At 70.7% G+C, this 23,901-nt stretch carries 20 protein-coding genes; 9 read left to right on the top strand and 11 right to left on the bottom strand.

Annotation, left to right across the window (positions count from 1 at the left end; genetic code table 11):
- Positions 1-26: 26 nt before the first annotated feature.
- The 5 genes from ABZ928_RS13275 (at position 27) to ABZ928_RS13255 (ending at position 4,301) form a co-directional block, all read left to right on the top strand.
- The gene (locus ABZ928_RS13275) at positions 27-695 is read left to right on the top strand and encodes a VWA domain-containing protein (protein ID WP_361517725.1); all 669 of its coding nucleotides are present in this window, start codon (positions 27-29) and stop codon (positions 693-695) included.
- Between the two features lie 10 nt (positions 696-705).
- Positions 706-1,842, top strand: coding sequence for a protein phosphatase 2C domain-containing protein (locus tag ABZ928_RS13270; RefSeq protein WP_361517724.1), 1,137 nt, complete (start codon positions 706-708; stop codon positions 1,840-1,842).
- A complete protein-coding gene (locus ABZ928_RS13265) occupies positions 1,839-2,786 on the top strand; it encodes a hypothetical protein (protein WP_361517722.1) in 948 nt (315 codons plus the stop codon). The genes ABZ928_RS13270 and ABZ928_RS13265 overlap by 4 nt, the downstream gene beginning before the upstream one ends.
- A 146-nt stretch (positions 2,787-2,932) precedes the next feature.
- The gene (locus tag ABZ928_RS13260; RefSeq protein ID WP_361517721.1) at positions 2,933-3,292 is read left to right on the top strand and encodes a four-helix bundle copper-binding protein; all 360 of its coding nucleotides are present in this window, start codon (positions 2,933-2,935) and stop codon (positions 3,290-3,292) included.
- 181 nt (positions 3,293-3,473) lie between these two features.
- Entirely contained in the window at positions 3,474-4,301 is an 828-nt protein-coding gene (locus ABZ928_RS13255) for a class I SAM-dependent methyltransferase (RefSeq protein ID WP_361517719.1), read from the top strand.
- Here ABZ928_RS13255 and ABZ928_RS13250 read toward each other — a convergent pair.
- Both ABZ928_RS13250 and ABZ928_RS13245 read right to left on the bottom strand, forming a co-directional pair.
- Positions 4,298-4,930 carry an HAD-IA family hydrolase gene (locus tag ABZ928_RS13250; protein ID WP_361517717.1) on the bottom strand — a complete coding sequence of 211 codons (633 nt, stop codon included), beginning with the start codon at positions 4,928-4,930 and terminating at the stop codon, positions 4,298-4,300. The two genes, ABZ928_RS13255 and ABZ928_RS13250, sit on opposite strands and share 4 nt — an antisense overlap.
- Positions 4,923-6,242, bottom strand: a complete 1,320-nt coding sequence (locus ABZ928_RS13245; RefSeq protein WP_361517715.1) for an LCP family protein — start codon at positions 6,240-6,242, stop codon at positions 4,923-4,925. Before ABZ928_RS13245 ends, ABZ928_RS13250 begins: the two co-directional genes overlap by 8 nt.
- A gap of 119 nt (positions 6,243-6,361) precedes the next feature.
- Here ABZ928_RS13245 and ABZ928_RS13240 point away from each other — a divergent pair, with 119 nt between their 5' ends.
- On the top strand, positions 6,362-6,910 hold the full coding sequence (locus ABZ928_RS13240; RefSeq protein ID WP_361517714.1) for an acyl-CoA thioesterase: 549 nt from the start codon (positions 6,362-6,364) through the stop codon (positions 6,908-6,910).
- A 20-nt stretch (positions 6,911-6,930) separates the two neighbouring features.
- On the opposite strand, the gene ABZ928_RS13235 is transcribed toward ABZ928_RS13240, so the two are convergent.
- Positions 6,931-8,373 (bottom strand): LCP family protein, encoded by a 1,443-nt coding sequence (locus ABZ928_RS13235; RefSeq protein WP_361517713.1) that lies wholly within the window; start codon positions 8,371-8,373, stop codon positions 6,931-6,933.
- A gap of 126 nt (positions 8,374-8,499) precedes the next feature.
- On the opposite strand from ABZ928_RS13235, the gene ABZ928_RS13230 reads away from it, so the two are divergent.
- Entirely contained in the window at positions 8,500-9,528 is a 1,029-nt protein-coding gene (locus tag ABZ928_RS13230; protein ID WP_361517711.1) for a glycosyltransferase family 2 protein, read from the top strand.
- 28 nt (positions 9,529-9,556) lie between these two features.
- Here the strand turns inward: ABZ928_RS13230 and ABZ928_RS13225 are convergent, their stop codons facing one another.
- The 5 genes from ABZ928_RS13225 to ABZ928_RS13205 form a co-directional block, all read right to left on the bottom strand.
- Positions 9,557-11,110: an LCP family protein gene (locus ABZ928_RS13225; protein ID WP_361518901.1), complete on the bottom strand. Its 1,554-nt coding sequence runs from the start codon at positions 11,108-11,110 to the stop codon at positions 9,557-9,559.
- Between the two features lie 293 nt (positions 11,111-11,403).
- A complete protein-coding gene (locus ABZ928_RS13220) occupies positions 11,404-13,050 on the bottom strand; it encodes an LCP family protein (RefSeq protein ID WP_361517709.1) in 1,647 nt (548 codons plus the stop codon).
- Positions 13,051-13,145: 95 nt separating this feature from the next.
- Complete coding sequence (locus ABZ928_RS13215; protein WP_361517707.1) at positions 13,146-14,903, bottom strand: LCP family protein; 1,758 nt, start codon at positions 14,901-14,903, stop codon at positions 13,146-13,148.
- Positions 14,904-15,133: 230 nt separating this feature from the next.
- Positions 15,134-16,372 (bottom strand): LCP family protein, encoded by a 1,239-nt coding sequence (locus ABZ928_RS13210; RefSeq protein ID WP_361518899.1) that lies wholly within the window; start codon positions 16,370-16,372, stop codon positions 15,134-15,136.
- 195 nt (positions 16,373-16,567) lie between these two features.
- Complete coding sequence (locus ABZ928_RS13205; RefSeq protein WP_361517705.1) at positions 16,568-17,323, bottom strand: TIGR03089 family protein; 756 nt, start codon at positions 17,321-17,323, stop codon at positions 16,568-16,570.
- Between the two features lie 111 nt (positions 17,324-17,434).
- Here ABZ928_RS13205 and ABZ928_RS13200 point away from each other — a divergent pair, with 111 nt between their 5' ends.
- Both ABZ928_RS13200 and ABZ928_RS13195 read left to right on the top strand, forming a co-directional pair.
- The gene (locus ABZ928_RS13200) at positions 17,435-18,859 is read left to right on the top strand and encodes a peptidoglycan recognition protein (protein WP_361517703.1); all 1,425 of its coding nucleotides are present in this window, start codon (positions 17,435-17,437) and stop codon (positions 18,857-18,859) included.
- Between the two features lie 204 nt (positions 18,860-19,063).
- A complete protein-coding gene (locus tag ABZ928_RS13195) occupies positions 19,064-20,146 on the top strand; it encodes an NDP-sugar synthase (RefSeq protein WP_361517702.1) in 1,083 nt (360 codons plus the stop codon).
- 329 nt (positions 20,147-20,475) lie between these two features.
- Here ABZ928_RS13195 and ABZ928_RS13190 read toward each other — a convergent pair whose 3' ends face one another.
- The 3 genes from ABZ928_RS13190 to cofD form a co-directional block, all read right to left on the bottom strand.
- The gene (locus ABZ928_RS13190; RefSeq protein WP_361517700.1) at positions 20,476-21,495 is read right to left on the bottom strand and encodes a DNA-3-methyladenine glycosylase 2 family protein; all 1,020 of its coding nucleotides are present in this window, start codon (positions 21,493-21,495) and stop codon (positions 20,476-20,478) included.
- Between the two features lie 120 nt (positions 21,496-21,615).
- Complete coding sequence (locus ABZ928_RS13185; protein ID WP_361517699.1) at positions 21,616-22,917, bottom strand: coenzyme F420-0:L-glutamate ligase; 1,302 nt, start codon at positions 22,915-22,917, stop codon at positions 21,616-21,618.
- Positions 22,914-23,873 carry a 2-phospho-L-lactate transferase gene (gene cofD, locus ABZ928_RS13180; RefSeq protein WP_361517697.1) on the bottom strand — a complete coding sequence of 320 codons (960 nt, stop codon included), beginning with the start codon at positions 23,871-23,873 and terminating at the stop codon, positions 22,914-22,916. Before cofD ends, ABZ928_RS13185 begins: the two co-directional genes overlap by 4 nt.
- Positions 23,874-23,901 lie beyond the last annotated feature (28 nt).

The raw sequence follows: 23,901 nt of genomic DNA, 5'->3' as shown, positions 1-23,901 counted from the left end.
TCCGCTTCGCACGGAGGTACGAAACCTTGCAGATTCTGCCCTTCTACCTGCTCTGTGACGAGTCGGGGTCGATGATCGGTGAGTCGGTCGACTCCATCAACCGCGCGCTCCCGGAGCTGCACCACGAGATCAGCACCAACCCGACCGTCGCCGACAAGACGCGCTTCAGCCTCATCGGCTTCTCCGACAGCGCCACCGTGCTGCAACCGCTGGTCGACCTCAGCGACATCGACGACGTACCCGCGCTGAGCGCCGGCGGGCTCACCTCGTACGGGGAGGCGTTCCGTACGCTGCTGCGCTGCATCGAGGCCGATGTGGCCGCGCTCAAGGCCGAGGGTCACGAGGTGTACCGCCCGGTGACCTTCTTCATGTCCGACGGGATCCCCACCGACCCGGGCGAGTGGGAGCAGGCGTACAAGGAGCTCACCCAGTCCCGGTTCTGCCCGAAGATCATCGCGTTCGGCATCGGGGACGCGGAGGAGGCCACGATCGCGCAGGTCGCGAACTTCCGGGCGTTCATCCAGAAGGACACCACCGTGTCGGCGGCCCAGGCCCTGCGCGAGTTCGCCTCCAGCCTGACCCGCTCGATCGTCCGCTCCGCCGGGAGCATCGCGGCGGACGGCGGCGACGGCTTCACCCTGGCCGTGGACGACACGGTGCCCGGCTTCTCCACCGTCTCCCTCGACAAGCTGTGAGGCGGCACTGATGGGCCAGGACACGAACGCGCTCTACGACAACGCCGAGCCGTCGTACGCCGACCAGGCACCGGCGACAGAGTCCGCGGACTCTGCGGACTCCCTGGACGAAACCTGGCGCACGGTCGACCAGGTCTTCGCTCCCCAGGCCGAACCGGACACTCCGGCGAGTACGGACGCCCCGGTTCCGGACCCGGCACCCCAAGAACCCCCCACCCCCACCCCCGTCCCCACGCCCGTCCCCACCCTGGGAATCCCACCCCACTCCGGCCGCAAGCCGCCCCTCTACCCGGCCGTGCCCGGCGGCGTGCCGGCCGTCCGGCAGGACCCCACGGCGGCACTGATCCCGGACATGGTGGTGGACGGCGCCGCCTACGGCGCGCTGACCGTGCGGGCGGCCTCCGTACGCGGCGACTCGCACCGCTACCAGAACGAGCCCCGCCAGGACTCCCTGGCCGTGACCCGCATCGGTGAGCCCGGCGCCGACGAGCTGCTGCTGCTCGTCGTGGCGGACGGCGTCGGGTCGGCCGCGCGTTCGCACGTCGGCTCGCAGGAGGCCTGCCGGCTCATCGCGATCCATCTCGACGCCGCCGCCACGGAACTCGCCACGGCGTTGCGCACGGGCGACCAGGAGGCGTTCGGCGCCGTGGTGAACGAGGCGGTGCGGCGCGTCGGCACCCTCCTGGCCCACCACGCGCACGAGCGGGGCGACGACCCCGCCGCGTACGCCACCACCCTGCGGGCCCTGCTCGCCCCGCTGGACGGCACGGTCCGCACCCGCGGCTTCCTGGCCATCGGCGACGGCGGCACCGCCCTGCTGCGCGCCGACGAGTGGCATCTCTCCCTCACGGACGCCGACCAGAGCGGCGACGGCATGATCGACACCCGCACCGCGGCCCTCCCGCACAGCCAGACCGCCCACGCCCGGCTCCTGGCCCCGGTGCTCCCCGGGGACGTACTGGTCCTGTGCACGGACGGCCTGTCCACCCCGCTCACCGGCGACGCCGGGATGCGGGACTTCCTGCGCACCGCGTGGGGCACCGGAAGCGTCCCCGGCCCGGCCGACTTCCTGTGGCAGCTCCAGTACCGGGTCAAGTCGTACGACGACGACCGCACCGCCGTCGTCCTGTGGGAGGGCACCCCGTGAGCGCCGACGACGGAGCCGATGTGCCGCTCGGCGGACTCACGCTGGGCGAGCGCGTCGGCGACGGCGGCCAGGGCGAGGTGTACGACGTCGGCGGTCCGGGCCGGCTGCTGTACAAGAGCTACCGCGAGCCGCACAAGGCCGACGGCAACGAGCTGGCGGCCCTCGTGGCCCTGCGCCAGGGGCTGGCCGCGTCCGACCGGGCCCGCCTCGACCGGGAGACGGCCTGGCCGCTGTGCCGGGTCGTGGACGCCGGCCGGGTGACCGGCTTCCTCATGCACCGCGCCCCCGACGCCATGACCTGGCGGACCTCGCGCGGCGACACCCGGCTGACCGAGCTGTCGTATCTCCTGCGGGCCCCGAAGGCGGCCTGGCAGGAGGTGGCGCAGCCGTCCCCGGCCGAGCGCTACGCCCTCGTCGTGGCGGTCGTCGAGCTCTTCCGGTGGCTGCACGAGCTGGGCCTGGTCGTCGGGGACGTCTCGCAGGCGAACGTGCTGTGGACCGTACGGCCCGGGCCGGCCCCGTATCTCCTGGACTGCGACGGCGTACGTCTGGTGGGGCGGCCGCCGGTCCTCCAGCAGGCGGACACCCCGGACTGGCACGATCCGCTGGCCCCGCCCGGGACGGTCACCGTGGACAGCGACCGCTACAAGGTGGCCCTGGTGGTGGGGCGGGTGCTGAGCCAGGACGCCTACACGGCCCCCGGCAAGCCGCTGACCCTGCTGCCCGGGGTCCTGGACGACCGGCGCGAGAACGCGGTCAGGGCCCTGTGGGGACAGGCGGCCGGGCCGACGGGCAGCAGACCGCACCTCGCCCAGTGGCGCACCGCGCTGGCCGGCCGGGAGACGATCAAACTCATCGCCGCCGCCCCGGCCCCGAGACCCGCGGTGGACCGGTCGAAGTTCGACGGCCCGCGCCAGCGGGGCCGGATCAGCCTGCGCGACTGACCCGTACCGTCACCCGTACGGTCCTACAGTCTTCGGCTCCGGAGCGGATTGTCCGCGTCCGCCCGATGGCGCCCCGCGCCCGGCGGGCGTAGGACGGAAGGCGACGGGGCCCGCCCCGGGCTCCCGCACCCCCCTCAGGAGGAGCCATGACCCAGCCCGGAATGACCGCGATGAGCAAGGCGATGCAGGACTGCGTCGAGGCGTGCATGTCGTGCCACAGCATGTGCGAGGAGACCATGAGCTCCTGCATGCAGATGGGCGGCCAGGCGCAGATGCAGATCATGCGCGCGCTCATGGACTGCTCCGAGATGACCCGCATGTGCGCGGACATGATGATGCGCCGCTCGCCCATGTCGGCCGAGATGTGCGCGATGTGCGCCAAGGCGTGCGAGATGTGCGCCGAGGCGTGTATGGCCATGCCGGACGACGAACAGATGATGCGCTGCGCGGAGGCGTGTCGCCGCTGCGCGGACATGTGCCGCTCGATGGCGGGCGCCACGATGTGACACCGGCTTGAAGCCGTTCGAGGGGCGCCCCGAGGGACGCCCCTCGACCGCGCTGCGGCCACCCCGCGAGGTGAGCCTCGACCGGGGTACGGCAGGCTTCCGCCATGCCCCCTTCGATTTCCTCACCGTTACCGGCCTTCCGCCACCACCCCGAACGGCACCTGGCCTACGGGGACTTCGCGTGACCGGGGGCGCGGCGAACGGCGAGACCGAGGCCTTCGACGCCGCCGAGCGGGCCATGTGGGCGGGGCGCGCGGAGGCGTACGCGGGGAGTTTCGCCCGGCTGTGCGCGGGGCCGGTGGAGGCGCTGCTGGACGCGGCCGGGGTGGCGGAGGGCGCGTATGTCCTCGACGTCGGCACCGGGACCGGTACGGCGGCCGTGGCGGCGCTGGGGCGTGGGGCCCGGGTGCGTGCGGTGGACGCGGATGCCGGGATGGTCGCGGCGGCGCGTGCGAAGGGCGTCGCGGCGGAGGTCGCCGTACTGCCTGAACTGCCTTTCCCTGACGGCGAGTTCGACGTGGCCGTCGGCAACTTCTCCCTCAACCACATGGGCCGTCCCCGCGCCGTCCTCGCGGAACTCCGGCGCGTCCTGCGCCCCGGCGGCCGGGTCGCCCTGACCTTCTGGGGCACCCGGCGCGGCACCGGACAGGGCCTGCTCGGCCGGGCCTGCGGCGCGGGTGGCGCGGTACGCCCGCCCTACCTCCCCCACCTGGCCCCCGCCGAGGACTTCGCCCGCACCCCGGAGGGCGCCACGAGCCTCCTCCACGAGACCGGCTTCACCGCCGCGCACTGCACCGAACTCGCCTGGGAGCACCGGACCACGGTCGAGGAATGGTGGGGCGGCGTGGCGGCGGGCCTGACGACGGTGGGGCTGATGCTGGCCGCGCAGGACGCGGGGACGGTCGTACGGATCCGGCGGGAGTACGAGCGGCTGAGCGCCCGATTCGACGTGGGAGGCGGGGAGTTGGCCCTGCCGCACTTCGCGCTGCTCGCGCACGGGACGGTCTAGGCCGACCGGAACAGCGGCTCCAACGCCCGCTCCAGATCGGCCGCTTCACGGAAGTGGAGGGCGCGCATGCCCAGCGCGGCGGCGGCCGTCACGTTCTCCTCGCTGTCGTCGACGAAGAGGCACCGCTCGGGGCGGACGCCCACCAGGGAGGCCGCCAGCCGGTAGATGCGGGGGTCCGGCTTGGCGAGGCCGACCCGGGCGCTGTTGACGACGTGGTCCGCGAGGTCGGACAGGCCCATGACGTCGAGGTCGTCCTCCAGGCGCAGGTTCGCGTTGCTCACGAGGGCCAGTGGCACCCGCGTCCGGGCCCGCCGCAGCAGCGACACCACCGTCCGGTCGGCGGCGAACGGCGACTCCAGCAGGGCCGTGCCCAGCTCCCAAGCGGTCGCCTCGGGCACCGGCCCGGTCAGTCCCTCCGCGATCGCGCGCACCCACTCCTGCTGGTCGACGCGGCCCAGCAGCACCGGCTCGATGACGTCCGGCGCGAAGGCGACCTTCATGGTGGTGCCCTCGGTGAGGCCCGCGGCGCGCTCCAGGGCGTGCAGCCCGGAGGGATCGTAGGACCGCAGAACGTTGTCGACGTCGCAGAGCACCGCGTCGAAGGGGGCCCCGCCCGCTCTGTCAGCCACCCGAGACGGTCACCTTCTCGTCGTTCTTCAGCTCCTCCACCAGCGTCTTCACCTTCGCCTTGTCCCAGACGAGGTTGCCGCCCGTGGAGCCGGAGATCGGCATGTTCATGGACTTGCCGTCGCCGCTGTTGACGCTCTTCATGGCCCAGAACATGTCGGCGAGGTCGAACAGCCCCATGTCCTTGTCGACGATGAGGGAGTCGAGGCCGGCGCCCATGGTCGGGTAGAGCTTGAAGGGGTTGAGGACCGTGCTCGGGGTGGCCACCTGGTTGGCGAGGGCGGCCAGGAACTTCTGCTGGTTCTTCGTGCGGTCCAGGTCGGAGCCCGCGAGGGCGTACCGGGTGCGGACGAAGGCGAGGGCCTGCTCGCCGTTCAGGGTCTGCTTGCCCGCCTCGAAGTCGGCGCCGGACTTGGTGTCCTTCATGCCGCCCTTGGGGATGGTGATCTCGACGCCGCCGACCGCGTCCACGATGTTCGCGAAGCCCGCGAAGCCGATCTCGACGTAGTGGTCGATGTGCAGCCCGGTGTTGTACTCGACCGTCCGGACCAGCAGCTCGGGCCCGTCCTCGGCGTACGCGGCGTTGAGCTTCGTGTGCCGGCCGGTGCCCTTGTACGTCTTGCCGGACTCGGAGCCGACGAACGTCGGGATCTCCACGTCCGAGTCACGCGGCAGGGAGACCAGCGTGTCGCCGTTGGAGCCGGTGTGCAGGATCATCATCGAGTCCGTGCGCTTGCCCTCGGCGGAGCCGGTGTGGAGCTTCTTCTTCTCCTCGGCGGACATCCCGGCCCGGCTGTCGGAACCGACGATCAGGTAGTTCGTGCCCTCGCCCGCGTCCGGCCGGTCGATGACCTTGGAGAGGTCGACCTCGCGGTTGAGCTTGGAGTCGGCCCAGAAGTACGTGCCGATCGTCGTCACGACCAGGACGGTCACGACGGTGATCGCCGTCCACTTGATCCGGCGGCGCCAGTTCGGCGCGGGCCGCGGTTCGCGCGTACGGCCGGGACCGCCCGGTCCGCCGCCGGGGCCACCGCCGCCGGGGGTGCCGTACACCTGGCCGGTGTTGTAGCCGCTGTCGTAACCGTCGACGGAGGTGTCGTCGCCGTAGCCCCCGCCGTTGCCGTACGCGGGCTGCTGCGGGACTCCGCCGCCGTAGGGCGGCGCGGACTGGCCGGGGCCGCCCCCGTACGCGCCCGAGGCGGGCCGGCGGACCTGCCGCATGGAGCGCGCGCCCTCGGGCTGTGCGCTCGCGCTGCCGCGTCCGTAGCGGTTGCCGCGGTTCTCGTCGGACCAAGCGTCGGGCCAATCGTTCATGGGCCCAAGTGTGCAGGGATCGACTGTGTCCTTTACAAGGGTCGTAGGAAAATCAGGGCACTGCTGTTGCGAACCCAACACAAAGTCCGCAGACGAGGCGTCGGCATAAGGTGGAGGCCATGACAGAGCAGGCCCCTCCAGCGGAGTCCGACATTCCGGGCAAGCCCACCTCGGCGTCCCGTACCACCCTCAGCCACATCATGACCCACAACGACACCAACCTTCTGGGGACGGTGCACGGCGGCGTCATCATGAAGCTGGTCGACGACGCGGCGGGCGCGGTGGCCGGACGGCACTCCGGCGGGCCCGCCGTCACCGCCTCCATGGACGAGATGGCCTTCCTCGAGCCGGTCCGCGTCGGCGACCTCGTCCATGTGAAGGCCCAGGTCAACTGGACCGGCCGGACCTCGATGGAGGTCGGCGTACGGGTCCTCGCCGAGCGCTGGAACGAGTCCGACCCCGCCACCCAGGTCGGCTCCGCCTACCTCGTCTTCGCCGCGGTCGACGCCGACGGCAAGCCCCGCCGGGTCCCGCCCGTCCTCCCGGAGACCGAGCGCGACGAGCGCCGCTACCAGGAGGCCCAGATCCGCCGCACCCACCGGCTGGCCCGGCGCCGCGCGATCATGGAGCTGCGGGAGAAGCGGGCGGCGGAGGGGTTCGAGGACTGAGCCCTGTCACGAGGCGCGGGTCACGTGCACCCCACCTCGTCCCCCGTCACCACCCCGAACTCCCCCTGATACGGATCCTCCGCCCGCACCTCCCGCACCCGCCGGAAGTCCGCCCCGGCGATCACCTTCAGCACCGCCCCCTGCCCCTTCACGGCCCGCAGCTCGCTGCCGGGCAGAGCGGCGGCGAGGGACTTCGCGGAGCGGTCCCAGCGGGGGTCGTAGGCGACGATCGTGCGCTTCACGGTGCGGTTCGCGGAGGTCACCGGCTGGTGGGTGGTGCGGAAGCCGGTCGCGGCCAACCCCGCGTCCACACGCTTGCCGAGGCCGGAGACGGCGGTGCCGTTCTCGACCTGGACGCGGATCTGCTGCGGGGCGACGGCGACGCGTACGGCCCTGCTCCTCGGCTTGTGCGCGGCGAGCGGCTTGTCGTCGCGGAGAGCCTGGAAGAGGCGGCCGGCCTTCTTCGGGTCCCATTTCAGGGTGGAGCCGACGCCCTTCACGGCGAATCCCATCTGCCCGATCGGGACCGTCGTGAACTCCGACGACGAGGGCGAGAAGTTGCGCATCGCCCGTCCCAGGTCCAGCAGCTCGTCCGTGCCGAAGCCCTTGTCGGCGCGGACCGAGCCGAGCACGGCCCTCGTGATGTCCCGGAACTTCATCGGGTTGAGCAGGATCCCGGAGGACGTGGCCCGGTCGATGAGCGCCGCCATGAACCGCTGCTGGCGCTTCATCCGGCCGAGGTCGGCGGCGCCGTCGATGTGCCGGGAGCGGACGTACTGGAGGGCCTCGCCGCCCATGAGGGTGTGGGTGCCGGGGGAGAGGTCCAGGCCCGTGTAGGAGTCCTTGAGGGGGTCCGCGGTGCAGATCTTCACGCCGCCGAGCACGTCGACCGTCTTCATGAAGCTGGTGAAGTCGACTTCGAGGTAGTGGTCGATCTTGACGTGGGTCATGTTCTCGACCGTGCGGACCGTGAGGTTCGGGCCGCCCTCCGCGTACGCCGCGTTGATCTTGATGGGGTGGCCGTGGTGCTTCTCGCCGGTGGTCTGGTCGGTGTGCGGGGGCGTCATGGCGTACGAGTCGCGCGGCAGGCTGACGACGCTGGCGCGCTCCCGGTCCTCCGAGATGTGCACGATCATGATCGTGTCGGTGCAGTGGCAGGGGGCGCCGCCCAGCCGGTACTTCTGCCGCTCGGCCTCGGTGATCTTGTCCCGGCCGTCGGTGCCGACGAGCAGGACGTTCATGCCGTGACCGGCTCTCGGGCGGTTCTTCATGTCCTTGAAGGGGTCCACGCGCGCGATGTCCGCGTCGAGGCTGCTGATCACCCCGTGCCCGATCCCGGCCGAGGCGAGGACCATCACCGAGAGCGTCGTCACCGCCCGTGCGGCCCAACGCGGTTTCCTCCGCCGTACGGGCGGCCGCTGTCGGGGCCGGGCGGCGGGGGAGCGGCGGGGCGGCGTGGGCATGGGGGACACCTCCGCGAGGGCCGTACATGGGATCATCAGCACCGTAGGCCGATACGATCTGCGGCCGTCGCCGCCGCCCCGGGCGGGCGCACCGGTGTCCCCCGTTCGCGGTAACGTGAGCCCCCTATGAACGCCAAGCCCGACGTGCAGCTCCCCGCCGTGTCTGTGATCATGCCCGTCCTCAACGAGGAACGGCATCTGCGCGGAGCCGTCCAAGCGATCCTCGCGCAGGAGTACGCCGGCGAGATGGAGGTCGTGATCGCCATCGGTCCGTCCACGGACCGTACGGACGAGATCGCCGCCGAGCTCGTACGCGAAGACCCCCGCGTCCACACCGTCCCGAACCCCACCGGCCGCACGCCCGCCGCGCTGAACGCCGCGATCAAGGCCTCCCGCCACCCGATCGTGGTCCGCGTCGACGGCCACGGCATGCTCTCGCCCAACTACATCGCGACCGCCGTACGGCTCCTGGAGGAGACCGGCGCGCAGAACGTCGGCGGCATCATGCACGCCGAGGGCGAGAACGACTGGGAGCACGCGGTGGCCGCCGCGATGACCTCGAAGATCGGGGTCGGCAACGCCGCCTTCCACACCGGCGGCGAGGCCCAGGCCGCCGAGACCGTCTACCTCGGGGTGTTCCGGCGCGAGGCGCTGGAGCGGCAGGGCGGCTACAACGAGGAGTTCATCCGCGCCCAGGACTGGGAGCTGAACTTCCGGATCAGGGAGGCCGGCGGGCTGATCTGGTTCTCGCCCGAGCTGAAGGTGTCGTACCGTCCGCGGCCGAGCGTGAAGGCGCTGGCCAAGCAGTACAAGGACTACGGCCGCTGGCGCCATGTCGTGGCCCGCTACCACTCCGGCTCCATCAACCTGCGCTACCTCGCCCCGCCGACGGCGGTCGTCGCGATCGCGGCGGGCCTGGTGGTGGGCGCGGCGGTGACCCCGCTCGGGTTCGTGATCCCGGGCGGCTATCTCGCGGCGATCCTTCTCGGCTCGTTCCCGGCGGGCAAGGGGCTGCCGCTGAAGGCGCGGCTCCAGATCCCCGTCGCGCTGGCCACCATGCACATGTCGTGGGGCTTCGGCTTTCTGACCAGCCCGAAGTCACTGGCGAGGAAGGTCATCGCGTCCCGCCGCCCGGCGGTGCTGACGGAGGCGTAGGCCCTCGTCATGCCCGCCGGGCCACCGGCTACCAGGTGTAGTCGGAGTTCACGTGCATGCACTTGCTGGTGTCGGCGCCGTTGATCGCGTCCGCCGTGTCCGGCGTGGTGTCCGACTCCTCCGGGGCCTCGTACGTCGTCCCGGACCGCCAGTCCGCGCCGACGACCAGGGTGACGCCGGAGACGTCCGTGGACTTCTTCACGGAGCTGGTCGGGATGCCGAGGACCTTGGCCACCCGCAGGGCGTCGCCCTTGAGGTCGACGCTCGGATAGCGCACCAGCGTCTTCTCCGCGGCGGTCGCCGTCGAGGTGTCCGCCGCGGACTGCGTGAAGCCCTTGGAGACCAGCAGCTCGGTCACCGCGGTCGCACGGCCGCTGACCGGCGCGAGGGTGTCGGTGCGGGTGCCGTTCTGCACCTGGATACCGATCTTGTCGTCCGCCGCGGCCTTGTCGGAGGTCGTGGTCTCCGTCGTGGTCTTCTTCTTGTCCTTGCCGTCGAGCGCGATGTCCTCGCGGACCAGCCGGAACAGCGTGTCGGCGTCCTCGGTGGGCTCGACGCGCGCGCCGACGTACCGGTTCGGCATCGTCGTCATGGTGATCCGCTTGGTGGGCACCTGGCGCAGCTGGTCGGCGAGGTCGTACAGCTTCTTCACGGTGTCCAGGCCGTCGTCCACGGTCAGCGCCTTCGTGGCGGCCTCGGCGAGGTTCTGGAGCTTGCCCGGGTTGGTCAGCGTGGCGTTCTCGCGCAGCTGGCGGACCATCGAGTTCATGTACATGTGCTGGGCGCGGGCGCGGGCGAGGTCGCTGCCGTCCTCGAAGCCGTAGCGCGTGCGCAGCCACTGAAGGGCCTGCTTGCCCTTGATCGACGTGGTGCCCTTCTCCAGCTTCAGGCCGGAGCCGCTGCCGGTGGAGGTGTGGGAGTAGATGTTGGCGTCCACACAGACCGGGACACCGCCGACCGCGTCCGCCATCGAGACCACACCCGAGAAGTCGATCATCATGAAGTGGTCGATGTGGATGTCGGTGAGCTTCTCCCAGGTCGCCACCGTGCAGCCGGGGCCGCCGCGGCCGAGCGACTGGTTGGTCATGGTGCGGGTGGTGGTCGCCGCGTACACCTCGCCGGTGTCGGGGTCGGTGCACTTCGGTATCTGGAGCAGTGTGTCGCGCGGCATGCTCACCACCGACATGTTGGAGCGGTCCGCCGAGACGTGCACCAGCATCTGGACATCCGCCAGCGGGGCGCTGCCGAAGGTGGACTTGGCGCCGCCGAGCTTCTGGTTCTCCGCGGTGTCCCGCGCGTCCGACCCGATGAGCAGGATGTTCAGGGGCTTCTGGCCGGCCGCGTTCGCCTTGGACTCGGCGGCGCGGTCCTTCTCGTCGCCGATGTTCAGGGCGTCGTTCTTGATGTTGCTGTTGAGGTGCCGGTAGTAGAGGTAACCGGCGCCGGAGGCACCGAGGATCACCACGGCCACGGTGATCGCGGTCCAGCGCAGCACACGCCGCGTACGCTTCCGGCCGTCCTTTCTGCGCCGCCCCCTGCCGTGCTCGGCCGGCGGAGCCGGGGCCTGCGGTGTGAGGGACATCGTGTCCTCGACCGCGGGCACCTCTCCATGCACGCTCTGCGCCAACTCCCTGCCCTCCCCACCCTGCGCCACCTGACGGACCACCGAGCCTCCCCAAGCCCGGCGGTCGGCTGTGTGCCTGGTCCGCCTGGTCGGAAGCGTACGCGAGAACCCTTGTCGAACGGGGTGTCGAAGCACATCCGTGGCCCGGGGGACGTGAGCACGGCTCATCATCAGGCAGGTGTTTAGGAGTTTGCTGTGGGGGCCTGTGAACCCCCACAGACCCCCCTCGGTTCGCTACGGCAACCGTCCCTCTACCACTGGTACGGCCCGTACACGTCCATGCATGGGCTGCTGTCCGCCCCGTTGATCTCGTCGGAGTTCGACGGCAGGTCCCCGGCCTTCGGATCGGACTGCTTCGGGTACGTCGTCCCCTCCCGCCAGTCGGCTCCCACGACGAGCGTGACCCCCGAGACCTCGCTCGACTTCTTCACCGAACTCAGCGGGATCCCCAGCGACTTGGCGATCCGCTGGGCGTCACCCTCCAGGTCCGCGCTCGGATAGCGCACCACGGTCTTCTCCTCGGCGAACGACCCCGAGGTGTCCGCCGCCGCCCGGGCGAAGCCCTTCTGCACGAGCAGGTCGCTGACGGCCCGCGCCCGGCCGCCGACCGGGCCGAGGCTGCTGGAGCGCGTGGCGTTCTGCACCAGGACACCGATCTGGCCGTCGGCGGCCGCCGGGTCCTTGGAGACCTTCTCGGTCGAGGTCTTCTTCTTCGCGTCCGTGCCCTTGTCGTCGAAGGGCACGTCGTCGCGGAGCATCTGCCACATCTTCGCGGCGCCCGCGGGCTCCGGGAGCAGGTGCTCCTTGTTCTCCGTGTCCTGGATGTTCGGCATCGTCGCCATGGTGATCCGGTCCGTCGGCACCGACTTGAGCTGCTTGCTCAGGCCGTACAGCTTCTTCACGGAGCCGATCTCCTCGGAGACCGTCAGGGAGTTCGTGGCCGCCTCGGCCAGGTCCATCAGGCGCCCGCCGTCGGTGAAGACGTTCTGGCTCTTCAGTGTGCGGATCATCGAGTTCAGATACATGTGCTGGGCGCGCGCCCGCAGCGGGTCACTGCCCCACGCGTGCCGGGTGCGCAGCCACTGGAGGGCCTCCTTGCCCTTGACGTCGTGGCGGCCGGCTCTCATCTTCAGCCCGGAGCCGCCGGGCACCTTGGCCGTCGGGTGGTCCCACACGTTCTGGTTCACACAGACCTCGACCCCGCCGACCGCGTCCGCCATCCGCACCACGCCCGCGAAGTCGATCGTCATCCAGTGGTCGATGTAGACCCCGGTGAGGTTCTCCCAGGTGGCCAGCGTGCAGCCGGCCCCGCCACGGCCCAGCGTCGTGTTGATGAGGTCGTTGGTCGCCGGGAAGACCTTCTCCGTCTTCGGGTCGGTGCACTCGGGGATGTCGACCCGGGTGTCGCGCGGGATGCTCACCATGGCGGCGCTCTTGCGGTCCGCGGACAGGTGGATCAGCATCTGCACATCGCCCAGCGGCGGATTGCCCCGGTTGTCCTTGCTGCCGCCCAGCTTCACGTTCTCGTCGGAGTCGCGGCTGTCGGAGCCGATCAGCAGGATGTTCAGCGGGGTCTGCCCGGCCGCGTTCGGCGCGGCCTTCTTCGCCTTGGAGTCACCGCTGCTGCGCTCGCCCTTGCCGATGTTGCCGTTGAGGTGCTCGTAGTACAGATACCCGGCGCCGGCCGTGCCGAGTATCAGCACCGACAGCGTGGTCGCGGACCATCGCAGCACCCGGCGCCCCCGCCGCGGCGCCGCCGCCCGGCGTCTGCCGTGTCTGCCCCCGCTCCCCTCCGAGAGGCCTTGCACCGTCCCTTCCGAGAGTCCTTCCGCGGCCCCCTCCCGCCCCCGCTGGACGCCCCCTCGCGTCCCTTCCCCCTGCACACTGTTCTGGGTCATCTCCCCGTCCCCTCCCCACCCTTGCAGCACTGAACAGGCCTGCCGTCACGTCCTGTTAGACGTACGACAGGCCTGTCAGGTCACACTTCACATGCTCAACTGGCGCACTTGACCTCGTTCGCCGTGGTCTTGTCGACGTTCGCGACGGTCGCCGAGGTGGAGTTCATCTTCACTCCGGCCCCCTTGAAGTCCTCTCCCAGAGTGAGCGTCATGGTCGGCAGACCCTGGGAGTTGGTGACGCTCTCGCCCGGCTTCATCATCGATCCCGACAGCCCCAGGATCGAGGCCAGCCGACGCGCCTGGTCCGCCTGGTCGGGGTCGTACTCGAGCGTCGTCGTCTTCTGCGTCTTCTCGGCGTTCCCCGCGTTCTCGGACTTGGTGACGCCCGCCTCGGTCTGGAGGTAGGTGAGCTCCTCCTGCGCGCTGCCGCCCGGGGCACCGCCGTTGAGGATCTGCACCCGCACCTCGGAGGCCGCGGACTTGGTGCCCTTCAGCCGGGCGGCGACGGCCGCCTTCTCCTTCTTCTCCTTGGCCTTGACCTCGGTGAAGGAGACATCGTTCTTGATCATGTTGAAGACCTGCGGGGCCCTCGACTCATCGGGCACGACGGTCGCCTTGACCACCTCGGCGGGGTTGTCCGTGACCGGGACCGTGGTGAAGGTGATGTTCTTCATCGGCACCTTCTTCAGCTCCAGGGCCACGTCCTTGAGCGTGCTGGCCTTGCCGATGCCGGTGTCCACGGTGAGCGCCTTGGTGGCGGCGTTCGCCAGCTTGATCAGCTTCGTCGGGCTGGTGAGGGTGTCGCCGGAGGTCATCTTGCGCATCAGCGAACTCATGAACTGCTGCTGCACCTTGATCCGGTCCAGGTCGCCCTGGTTGCCGAAGCTGTGCCGGGTACGGACGAAGGCGAGGGCCGTCTCGCCCTCGATGGTGTGCTTGCCGGCCGACAGCTTCAGATGCGAGTCGGGGTCGTCGACGTCCTTGGCGAGACAGACCTCGACGCCGCCCACGGCGGTCGTCAGCGTCTTCACGGCGTTGAAGTCGGCCATCGCGAAGTGGTTCACGTCGATGCCCGTGAGCTCCTCGACGGTCTTCATGGTGCAGCCGGGGTTGCGGCCGCTCTGCCCGAGGCTGGTGTTGAAGCGGACGTTCTGAGTCCCGGCGATGACTTCCTTGGTGCCGTTCTCCCCCTCGACCTCGCAGTCGGGGACGTCGACGATCAGGTCGCGCGGAATGCTCATCGCGGTCGCGTTCGTACGGTCCTTGGAGACGTGCAGCAGGATGTTGGTGTCGGCGTGACCGACGCTGCCCTTGTCGCCGTAGCCCTCGTTGCCCGACCCGGTCCGCTTGTCGGTGCCGATGATCAGGATGTTGAAGGCCTCGTCCTTGCTGAACCCGTCGTCGGCCACCGAGCCGACGTCCTCGGTCGTGACGTTGCCCTCAAGGTGCTTGAGGTACAGATAGGCGGACCCGGCCGTGCCGACGAGGACGAACGCCATGACGCCGCCGGTCCACAGCAGTATTTTCTTGCCCCTGGCCTTCTTCTTGACCGGCCGCCGGTTGCGCCGCCCCGGCAGCGGCTCCTCGGGCGCGCCCCGCCGTCTGCGCGGCGGCGGCACATCACGGCCGGGCGCCTCGGCGGGCGCCGTACGGCCGCGTCCGGGGGCCGCCGTACGGCTGCGCCCCGCCCCTCCCAGGTCGCTGGGACGGGGGGTGGATCTGCGGGGTCCCGGCACCGCTGATTGCGGTGCGGAAGGAGTCAGTCGCAGTTCGTATTCGCCAGTGCTCGGATTGAGTACCCACTGGTCTGCGGGGTCGATGTCGTCCGCCCGCCCACGGCCTTGCGCGTCCACGGTTGTCTGAATCCTCCGTCGGGGCCACGCGGCGCCTTCCCCCTCAAAGGCGCTCGGGTCTCGGTCACAGTGCCCGACCCGAGGAAGAACTCGCGGGCCGGATGCACAGGAGCGCTCACACTATCCGCCCAGTTCATTGCCAGGCGACGACGGTGACAAATTCCACGTCCCTACAACCGGTCAATCCGCCCTATTTCCCAGGACAACTGTGCGCGCCCTTGGCAATCGCTTTACTTACAGGTGTCCTCGGCGGCGGTGTTCCCGCGGAACGTCGGCGCGGGCGAAACGGCGGCGGCGGGCTCATCGGGCCGCTTGGCACCGGACTTCCCGTCGTAGTAGTCCCCGTAGTCCTCGTAGTCCCCGTACTCGTCGTAGTCGTACGACTCCTCGTAGACATCCGCTTCTTCTTGCGAACCGTCGCTCGAATTGGGGCTTTTTGTAGCGGAATCCTCGGGAACTTCCTCGGCGACCGCCACTGGCGCATCCGTACGCAGCCGTTCGAACAACTTCTCGGCCTCGGCCTGTACGAGCTGGTCGCGATTGGTGTCGTAGGTGTACGACTCCCGGGGCACGGTCAGGAATTGCACACGTTCGGTGGGGATGTGACGCAGTCCGCGTACGAGTTCGTACAAACCGCGCAAGTTCGCCAGATCGGGGTCCGTGGTGAGTGACGAAGTGGCCGCGTCCAGCACGGGATAGAGCTTCACCGGATTCAGCAGGACGTCATTGCTCTGCACCTTGTTGACGAGCGCCGCCAGGAACCGCTGCTGCCGGTCCATCCGGTCGGTGTCGCTGCCGTTCCCGAGCGACTTGCGGGCCCGCACATACCCGAGCGCCTGCTCGCCGTCGAGCGTCACCCGCCCCGCCGGCAGCTCCAGCTTGGCCGCCTTGTCGTGGATGGGCTCGTCCAGACAGATCCGTACGCCGTCGACCGCGTCCACCATGTCCTTGAACCCGTGGAAGTCGACGACCACATGATGGTCGATTCGAACTCCCGTGAGTTTCTCGACGGTTCGGATGGTGCACGCCGAACCGCCCTTCTGGAAGGCGTAGTTGAACATCGCGAACATCGGCTCGGTACGGGTGCCGTCCGGACGCAGACACGCGGGCACGTCCACCATCAGATCCCGGGGCAGCGAGACGGCGGTGGCGCTGCGCCGCCCGGCGGCGAGATGCAACAGGATCGTGGTGTCGGACCGCTCGGTCCCGGAGTCCCGCCCGTACCGCCCGTTCCCGTCCCCGGACCGCGAGTCGGACCCGATCAGCAGGATGTTCTGCGCGTCCTTGACGAGCGCGGTCGGCCGCTCCTTCTCGTACCGCGCGAGCTCCGCGGCGGCGGCGTTGTCCGGCGTGATGTTCCCGTCGAGCTTCGCGTACACGGCCCACCCGGCCCCGACAGCCGCGAGGACGCTGACGGCCACCCCGACCGCCCCGTACCCCAGCCACCGCCGACGCCGCCGCCGTATCAGCCCCCGCCCCGTGGCGGACGCCCCCGCTCCCGGACCGAGGGTGCCTGTGGAGGGCGTACCTACGGTGTCGGCCACGACGAAATCCACCCCTCATGACGTACGAGCGTGTAGTGCGGGCTGCTCTTACGACCATGGCGTGGATGGGAGGGGTGGGGCGGGTGGTGGTGGGCCGGATGGGGGAGGGAGGCCTACCTCTCAGCGATGCGTGGCCGTGACCCGCTCACTCTCGATCCGCTTGGCCAGCGACTCCTCACCCAGCTGCTCCAGATTCCGGCACAGCACCACGGACCCCCCGGTGGCGAGCGCGGAGTACAGCCCCGCTGACAACCCCTCCCAGGTGTCGTACGACAGCCCCGACAGCAACCGAGACCCAGGCCCCGTCAGCCCAAGCGCCGCCGCCTCCGCGACCGCCCGCTCCACAACCTCCGCCCCGCTGAACTCCCGCCCGGCCACGATGAGCGCGGGCTCGTCAGGATCGACCGGCGCGAAGGGAGCGAAGCGATCCCCCTGCCCCGGCACCTCGACGGCGTAGTCGGCGAACCCGTCGGGGGTCTGCGGAAACCGCCCGCCCAACGGCCGCAGCGCGAGCGCGATACGCGAGCCGGAGCACGCCCGCGCCGCGTCCAGCGTGTCGGGCCCGCTCACCACGACGTCGGCCGCCTTGGGGTCACCGCCGACGTCCGCGACCACGCCCACCGAGGAACAGGCGAGCAGCCACACCGCCGTCTGCCAGTGCGCGGGCAGCAGCAGCGCGACCCGGTCACCGGGTTCCACGGAGAGCTCGCCCTGGAGCAGATTGGCGGTCTTGGCCACCCAATTGGCGAAGGTGGCGACAGACAGTTCGACACGCTCGCCCGTGGCGTCGTCGTAGAAGGTCACCAGGGGGCGTCCGGCGTCCGCGGCGAGCGCGGAACGCAGCAGGTCGGCGGGGGTGCGGTCGGTGGAGTTCACCCGCGCAAGCGTACGCGGACGGGGCGGAGCGCGACGAGGTGCTCGGGCTGCGCCGGGTCACCGGTTCGGCCGACGGACCGTCAGTTCCCGGATGGCCGGATACATCTGAATATGTCCACTATCGATGACATGCATGGATTTCTTGCTTCCTCGATCGGTGTCACCTGCGCGGCCGCACTGGCCCTTCCGCTGACCCCGCCCGCCGCCGCGACCGTCGCGCGCCCGGTGCCGAGCGCGGAAGTGTCCGTCCCCGGCAGCACCCAGTCACTGCCGCTCCTCGGCACCAGCAGAGCCCTCGGCTCGGCGAGCCTGTCCCGGAGCGACGTGCACCGTTTCTCCCTCGTCGGTGTCGTCTGGGACAACCCGGACACCGAGCTGCACGGCCGCGTCCAGGTACGCACGCGTGCCGCCGTCTCGGGCGCGTGGTCCGGCTGGCAGGACGTCGAGACGCATTATGGCGACGACGGCGCCGACCCCGACACGGCCGAGCGCGCCTCGGGCCGGGTGCGGGGGGCGACGGCGCCGCTGTGGGTGGGGGACTCGGACGGCGTGGAGGTACGCGTGCGTGCGGGGGCGGAGGAGCGTGTGGGGGAGCGGGTACTGGGGGGCTCGGGGGAGCGGGCGGTAGGGGAGGGAGCCGTAGGGGCGGGAACCGGGGCTCTGCCCTCGGGCCTGCGTCTGGAACTGGTGGACCCCGGGGAGGCGGCGGTCCCGCAGGGCGCCCCCGTGGGCGACCCACGAGCCGGCTCCCTCGGCACCGAGTTCGGCGCCGCCTCGGCCGCTTCGGCCGCCTCCGCGGCTTCGGCGGCCAACGCCGACCTGGCCCCCCTGGGCGCCACCGAGATCCCCGCGCTCGACCGCACGCAGACCGAGCACGAACTGTTCTCCCTGCGGGCCGGTGAACTGACGGAGAGCCAGCGGGTGAGGCCGAAGATCGGCCCGCGGCCCCGCATCGTCACCCGGCGCGGCTGGGGCGCGAACGAGAAGCTGCGCGAGAAGAAGTTCGTCTACACGAAGAAGGTGAAGGCGGCCTTCGTGCACCACACGGCCACCGGGAACGGCTACCGCTGCTCGCAGTCCGCCTCCGTCATTCGCGGTATCTACCGCTACCACGTCAAGAGCATGGGCTGGCGAGACATCGGCTACAACTTCCTCGTCGACAAGTGCGGCCGCATCTACGAGGGCCGCGCCGGGGGTGTGGCCAAGCCGGTCCTGGGCGCCCACACTCTCGGTTTCAACACCAACAGCATGGGGATCGCCGTCCTCGGCACCTTCGGCTACAGCCGCCCGTCCGCCGCGGCGGTGAAGGCCGTCGCGCGGATCACGGCCTGGAAGCTCGGACTGTACGGCGCGAATCCACGCGGCAAGACATACCTGAAGTCGGGAGGTGGCAACCTCTACCGCAAAGGCAGGAACGTACGACTGAACGTGATCTCCGGCCACCGCGACGGCTTCTCCACGGCCTGCCCCGGCTGGCAGCTCTACCGCAAGCTCGGCTCGGCCCGCGCGACCGCGGCCCAGTACCAGGGACGTTGAGGAACCGGGCGAACCGGGCGAACCGAGGGGACCGGGGGAACCGGGGGAACCGGGGGATCGCATTCGGGCATCTCCACCGCCGACGGGGGCAAGAGGCGGAGCATCATCACCGCACTGCCGCCGAAAGCGCCGCACAACGGTCTGCATACACTGACCGGCCGAAAGACGGTTCGGCCGGTCACCGGCAGGAAGCGGAGACGACAGGTGACAGAAGCGATCCTCCTGGTCGGCGGCAAGGGCACGAGGCTGCGCCCGCTCACGGTGAACACCCCCAAACCGATGGTCCGCGCGGCCGGCGTCCCCTTCCTCACCCACCAGCTGGCGAGAGCGAGAGCGGCGGGCGTCGACCACATCGTCCTGGCCACGTCGTATCTGGCGGAGGTCTTCGAACCCCACTTCGGCGACGGCTCGGCACTGGGCCTGCACATCGAATACGTGACGGAGAAGGAGCCCCTGGGAACGGGCGGCGCGATCCGCAACGTGTCCTCCCGCCTCCACTCCGCCCCGGACGACCCGATCCTGGTCTTCAACGGCGACATCCTGACGGGCCTGGACATCGCGGCACTGGTAGCCACCCACCAGCAGACGAACGCAGACGTCTCCCTCCACCTCACGAAGGTCCCGGACCCAAGGGCGTACGGCCTGGTCCCGACGGACGAAACAGGCCGAGTCCAGGCCTTCCTGGAAAAGCCCCAAACCCCGGAAGAGATCGTCACCGACCAGATCAACGCGGGCGCCTACGTCTTCCGCCGCTCCCTGATCGACACGATCCCGGCCGGCCGCCCGGTCTCGGTGGAACGCGAGACGTTCCCGGACCTGCTGGCGACCGGAGCCCACCTCCAGGGCATGGTCGACTCCACCTACTGGCTGGACCTGGGCACCCCGGCAGCCTTCGTACGAGGCTCAGCCGACCTGGTCCTGGGCCGCGCCCCCTCTCCCGCCGTCCCCGGCCGCTGCGGCGACCGCCTCATCCTCCCGACGGCCACCGTCGCCCCCGACGCCAAACTGACCGCCGGCACGGTGGTCGGCGAGGGCGCCTTCATCGCCGAGGGCACAAGAATCTCCGGCAGCGTCATCCTCCCCAACGCGGTCATCGAACCAGGCGCGGTGATCACAGACTCCCTGATCGGCACAGCCGCCCGCGTAGGCGAACGCTCGGTCCTCACCGACACGGTCATCGGAGACGGCGCGGTAGTAGGCGCCGACAACGAACTCCGAGACGGCGCGAGGGTGTGGTGCGACGCGATGATCCCGCCGGGGGCAGTGCGCTTCTCGTCGGACCAGTGAGAGGGACGGTGCGGGTGTGTGGGGCGAGGGAAGACCGCCCCGACCCCCGCACCCACCGACTGGTGGCTTCCCTTCTCACCGCCGGTCCAGGCAATCCCCCACCCACCCGCTGACGGCTGAGCCTCTCGCTGCCGGCCCAGGTAATTCCAGCCCGTCCGGCGTTTGAGGACGAGGCCCCTTAAGGGCCGAAAAGGCGGGGTCTGGGGGCGCAGCCCCCAGGAAGGGCGGGGTCGAAGGGGCGGCAGCCCCTGGTGGGGGTCCCCCCTCTGGGGGAGGGACGGGTAGGGGCGGCGGGGGCGAGAAAAGCCCCACGCGCACCCCCACCCACATCACAACCGCCCGATATCCCCCCGAGGCATCCGAGGCATCCGAGGCGCCCGCCGCCCCGGCGTACGCCCGCTCAACAAGATCAACCGAGCCGCCCGATGCCGCTGCCCCGCATACGGCTCCAGCAACGACAGCATCACGGAGTCATCCGCATCCCGATCCCCGGCAAGCGCCCACCCCACGATCCCCGGCAGATGCAGATCCCCCACCGTCACCGCATCCGCCGCCCCATGACTCCGCTGCACAACCTCCGCAGACGTCCACGGCCCCACCCCCGGCACCACCTCCAACCGAGCCTGAGCCTCCCCCACAGACATGGCCACAGCCTGCTCCAGCCGCGCAGCAACCCGCACGGCCCGCAGAATCGTCGACGCCCGCTTGTTGTCGACCCCGGCCCGATGCCACTCCCAGGACGGAATCAACGCCCACGTCCGAGGCGAAGGCATCACCCACATCCGCCCCCCGACCACACCCGCGGGCCCCGGCGCCGGCTCCCCGAACTTCCGCACGAGCAACCGCCAAGCCCGATAGGCCTCATCGGTGGTGACCTTCTGCTCAAGCACAGACGGAATCAACGACTCCATCACCAGCCCGGTCCGCCCCAACCGCAACCCCGGCCGCCGATGCCGAGAAGCGGCCACGAGCCGATGCCGAGGCACGAACAACGACGGATCGTCAGCCGCACCGAGCAGCTCGGGCAACCCGTCGAGCAGCCACTCCGCCCCCGGCCCCCACGCCTCCCCGAGCACCTCCCCACCGCGCACACCGACCCGAAGCGTCCCCGGCCCGACAGGCGTCAGACTGGCCCGCCACACAGACCCGTCCGGCATCGTCCGAAACGTGGGATCGGCAGGCCCCCGCCGCAACGGCCCGAGCACCAGCCCGAGATCCAGCGGCCCCTCAGGCACATACGTACGCGTCCGCCCAGGCGCGGCCACCGGCCGAGGCACACCCCCGGGCACCGCGACATGCCCTCCACGCACCGTCGTACGCGTGGGCCGAGGAGCGAACCGTCCAGCCACGATTGAAGTCCCGAAGAGATGGAAGAGGGTCCTGAGCGGGCCCCAGGAGAAAGAGGTTCGAGGGTCCCAGGAGAGTAGAGAGGAGAGGCCCCTAAGAGACTAGAGCCCCGCCCCTCCTCCTCACCGCACCTCGATGAACATCCCCGCATCCCGCTCGCCCCGCGGCCGAGGCTCCTCCGCCGGATGCCCGACCGCCACCGCCCCCATCGGATCCCACTCCTCCGGCAGCCCCAGCACCTCACGCACGACATCCCGGCAGAACATCGTCGAGGACACCCACGCCGACCCCAGCCGCTCCCCGGCCAGCGCGACGAGGAAGTTCTGCACGCCCGCCCCGGTCGCGACGACGAACATCTCCCGCTCGGCCCCGTCCCGCCGCGGATCGCCGTACTCGTGCGACCCGTCCATGACGAGACACGGCACCACGAGATACGGCGCGTTCCGCAGCACGTCCCCGCGCCGCACCCGCTTCGCGATCGACTCCTCGGTCTTCCCGTCCCGCCGCAGATCCGCGACCCACGCGTCCCGCATGGCGTCCAGCAGCCGCGTCCGCGACTCCGCGGACTCCAGCAGCACGAACCGCCACGGCGTCGTGTGATGCGGCGCCGGCGCGGTCACGGCGGCGGCGACCGCCCGCCGCACGGCCCCCGCGTCGACCGGCTCGTCCGTGAAGGCCCGCACCGTACGCCGCTGGGTCACCGCCTGCCGTACCGCCTCGGAGGTCCCCAGCCGGAACATGTCGTCACGCGCCCCGCGCACCATGGCCCCCGCCCCCTCCCCGTGCTCGTCGCCCACCACATGCGTCAGCCCGCGCACCACGGCGACAGGCAGCCCGGCGGCCTTGCCCTTCACCAGATCCCCGGCGGCGGCCAGCTCGTCGGCCGTCGCGACGACGGTCGCGCTCAGCGGATTGCCGTACGCGTCCGTGCCCCCGCGCAGATCGTCGAGTACGTGCACCCCGGCGGCGCCGATCGCCACATCCGTGAGCCCCGCACGCCACGGTCGCCCGAAGGTGTCGGTGACGACGACCCCGACGTTGACGCCGAGCAGATCCCGCAGCCCGTCACGGATCGCGCGCGCGGACGCGTCAGGATCCTCGGGCAGCAACAGGATCGTCCCGGCGGGGGTGTTGGAGGCGTCGACCCCGGCCGCCGCCATGATCAGCCCCTGCCGGTTCTCGACGATCCGCAGCGCACCACGTCTCGCCACCACCCGCACCGTCTCGGCGTCGATCGCCGCCTCCCGGTCCGCCGCCTCGACGACCCGTCCCTCCGCTTTGGAGACGATCTTCGAGGTGACGAGCAGCACGTCCCCGTCGGCGAGCGAGGGCTCGGCCGCGGCGATCAGCTTGGCGAGATCGTCACCGGCCGAGATCTCGGGAAGACCCGGCACGGCCCACACACGGAACCCCTCCGCGCTCACGCCCCCCGCACCTCCTCCGCCAGCGCCAGCGCCTCCCGGGCCATCGCGGCGGTCGCGTCGAGATCCGTCATCATCAGCGGTACGGCCTTGCAGCGGATCCCCGCCGACTCGACCCGCTCGACGGTGCCCGCGTCGACGGTGTCGACGAGCCAGCCGTCCAGCAGCCCCGAGCCGTAGTGCTCGGCCACCGCCGCGGCCGTCGACTCCACGCCCACCGCGGCGAGCACCTTGTCGGCCATGCCGCGCACGGGCGCGTCCCCGACGATGGGGGACAGGCCCACCACCGGCACCCCGGCCTCGGCGATGGCCTCGCGGATGCCGGGCACGGCGAGGATCGTGCCGACCGAGACGACCGGGTTGGACGGCGGGAAGAGGATGACGTCCGCCTCGGCGATGGCCTCCAGGACGCCCGGCGCGGGCTTCGCCTGCTCGGCGCCGACCGGCACGATCGCCTCCGCCGGGACCGAGGCCCGCAGCCGTACCCAGTACTCCTGGAAGTGGACGGCCTTGCGCTCGCCGTCGACCTCGACCGCCACATGGGTCTCCACGCGGTCGTCGGACATCGGGATCAGCCGCACGCCCGGCTTCCAGCGGTCGCAGAGCGCCTCGGTGACCGCGCTGAGCGGGTATCCGGCGCCGATCATCTGCGTCCGCACGATGTGTGTGGCGAAGTCCCGGTCGCCGAGCCCGAACCACTCCGGGCCCACGCCGTACGCCGCGAGTTCCTCCTTGAGATGGAAGGTCTCGTCGGCCCGGCCCCAGCCCTGCTCCTCGTTGATGCCGCCGCCGAGCGTGTACATCACCGTGTCGAGGTCCGGGCAGACCTTCAGCCCGAAGAGGTGGATGTCGTCCCCGGTGTTGCCGATGACCGTGATGTCCGCGTCCGGCACGGCCTGCTTCAGACCGCGCAGGAAACGGGCACCGCCGATGCCGCCTGCCAGAACCACGATTCGCATGGAAGCAAGTCTCGCAGGCGGGTACGAC

Source organism: Streptomyces sp. NPDC046909 (assembly GCF_040644695.1).
Classification (GTDB): Bacteria; Actinomycetota; Actinomycetes; order Streptomycetales; family Streptomycetaceae; genus Streptomyces.
This window is presented reverse-complemented; position numbering and strand designations above follow the sequence as displayed.

Coding starts and splice junctions, on each gene's coding strand:
- ABZ928_RS13270 (WP_361517724.1), top strand. CDS start 706: ATGGGCCAGGACACGAACGCGCTCTACGACAACGCCGAGCCGTCGTAC.
- ABZ928_RS13260 (WP_361517721.1), top strand. CDS start 2,933: ATGACCCAGCCCGGAATGACCGCGATGAGCAAGGCGATGCAGGACTGC.
- ABZ928_RS13245 (WP_361517715.1), bottom strand. CDS start 6,242: ATGAACGATTGGCCCGACGCTTGGTCCGACGAGAACCGCGGCAACCGC.
- ABZ928_RS13240 (WP_361517714.1), top strand. CDS start 6,362: ATGACAGAGCAGGCCCCTCCAGCGGAGTCCGACATTCCGGGCAAGCCC.
- ABZ928_RS13235 (WP_361517713.1), bottom strand. CDS start 8,373: ATGCCCACGCCGCCCCGCCGCTCCCCCGCCGCCCGGCCCCGACAGCGG.
- ABZ928_RS13230 (WP_361517711.1), top strand. CDS start 8,500: ATGAACGCCAAGCCCGACGTGCAGCTCCCCGCCGTGTCTGTGATCATG.
- ABZ928_RS13225 (WP_361518901.1), bottom strand. CDS start 11,110: ATGTCCCTCACACCGCAGGCCCCGGCTCCGCCGGCCGAGCACGGCAGG.
- ABZ928_RS13220 (WP_361517709.1), bottom strand. CDS start 13,050: ATGACCCAGAACAGTGTGCAGGGGGAAGGGACGCGAGGGGGCGTCCAG.
- ABZ928_RS13200 (WP_361517703.1), top strand. CDS start 17,435: ATGTCCACTATCGATGACATGCATGGATTTCTTGCTTCCTCGATCGGT.
- cofD (WP_361517697.1), bottom strand. CDS start 23,873: ATGCGAATCGTGGTTCTGGCAGGCGGCATCGGCGGTGCCCGTTTCCTG.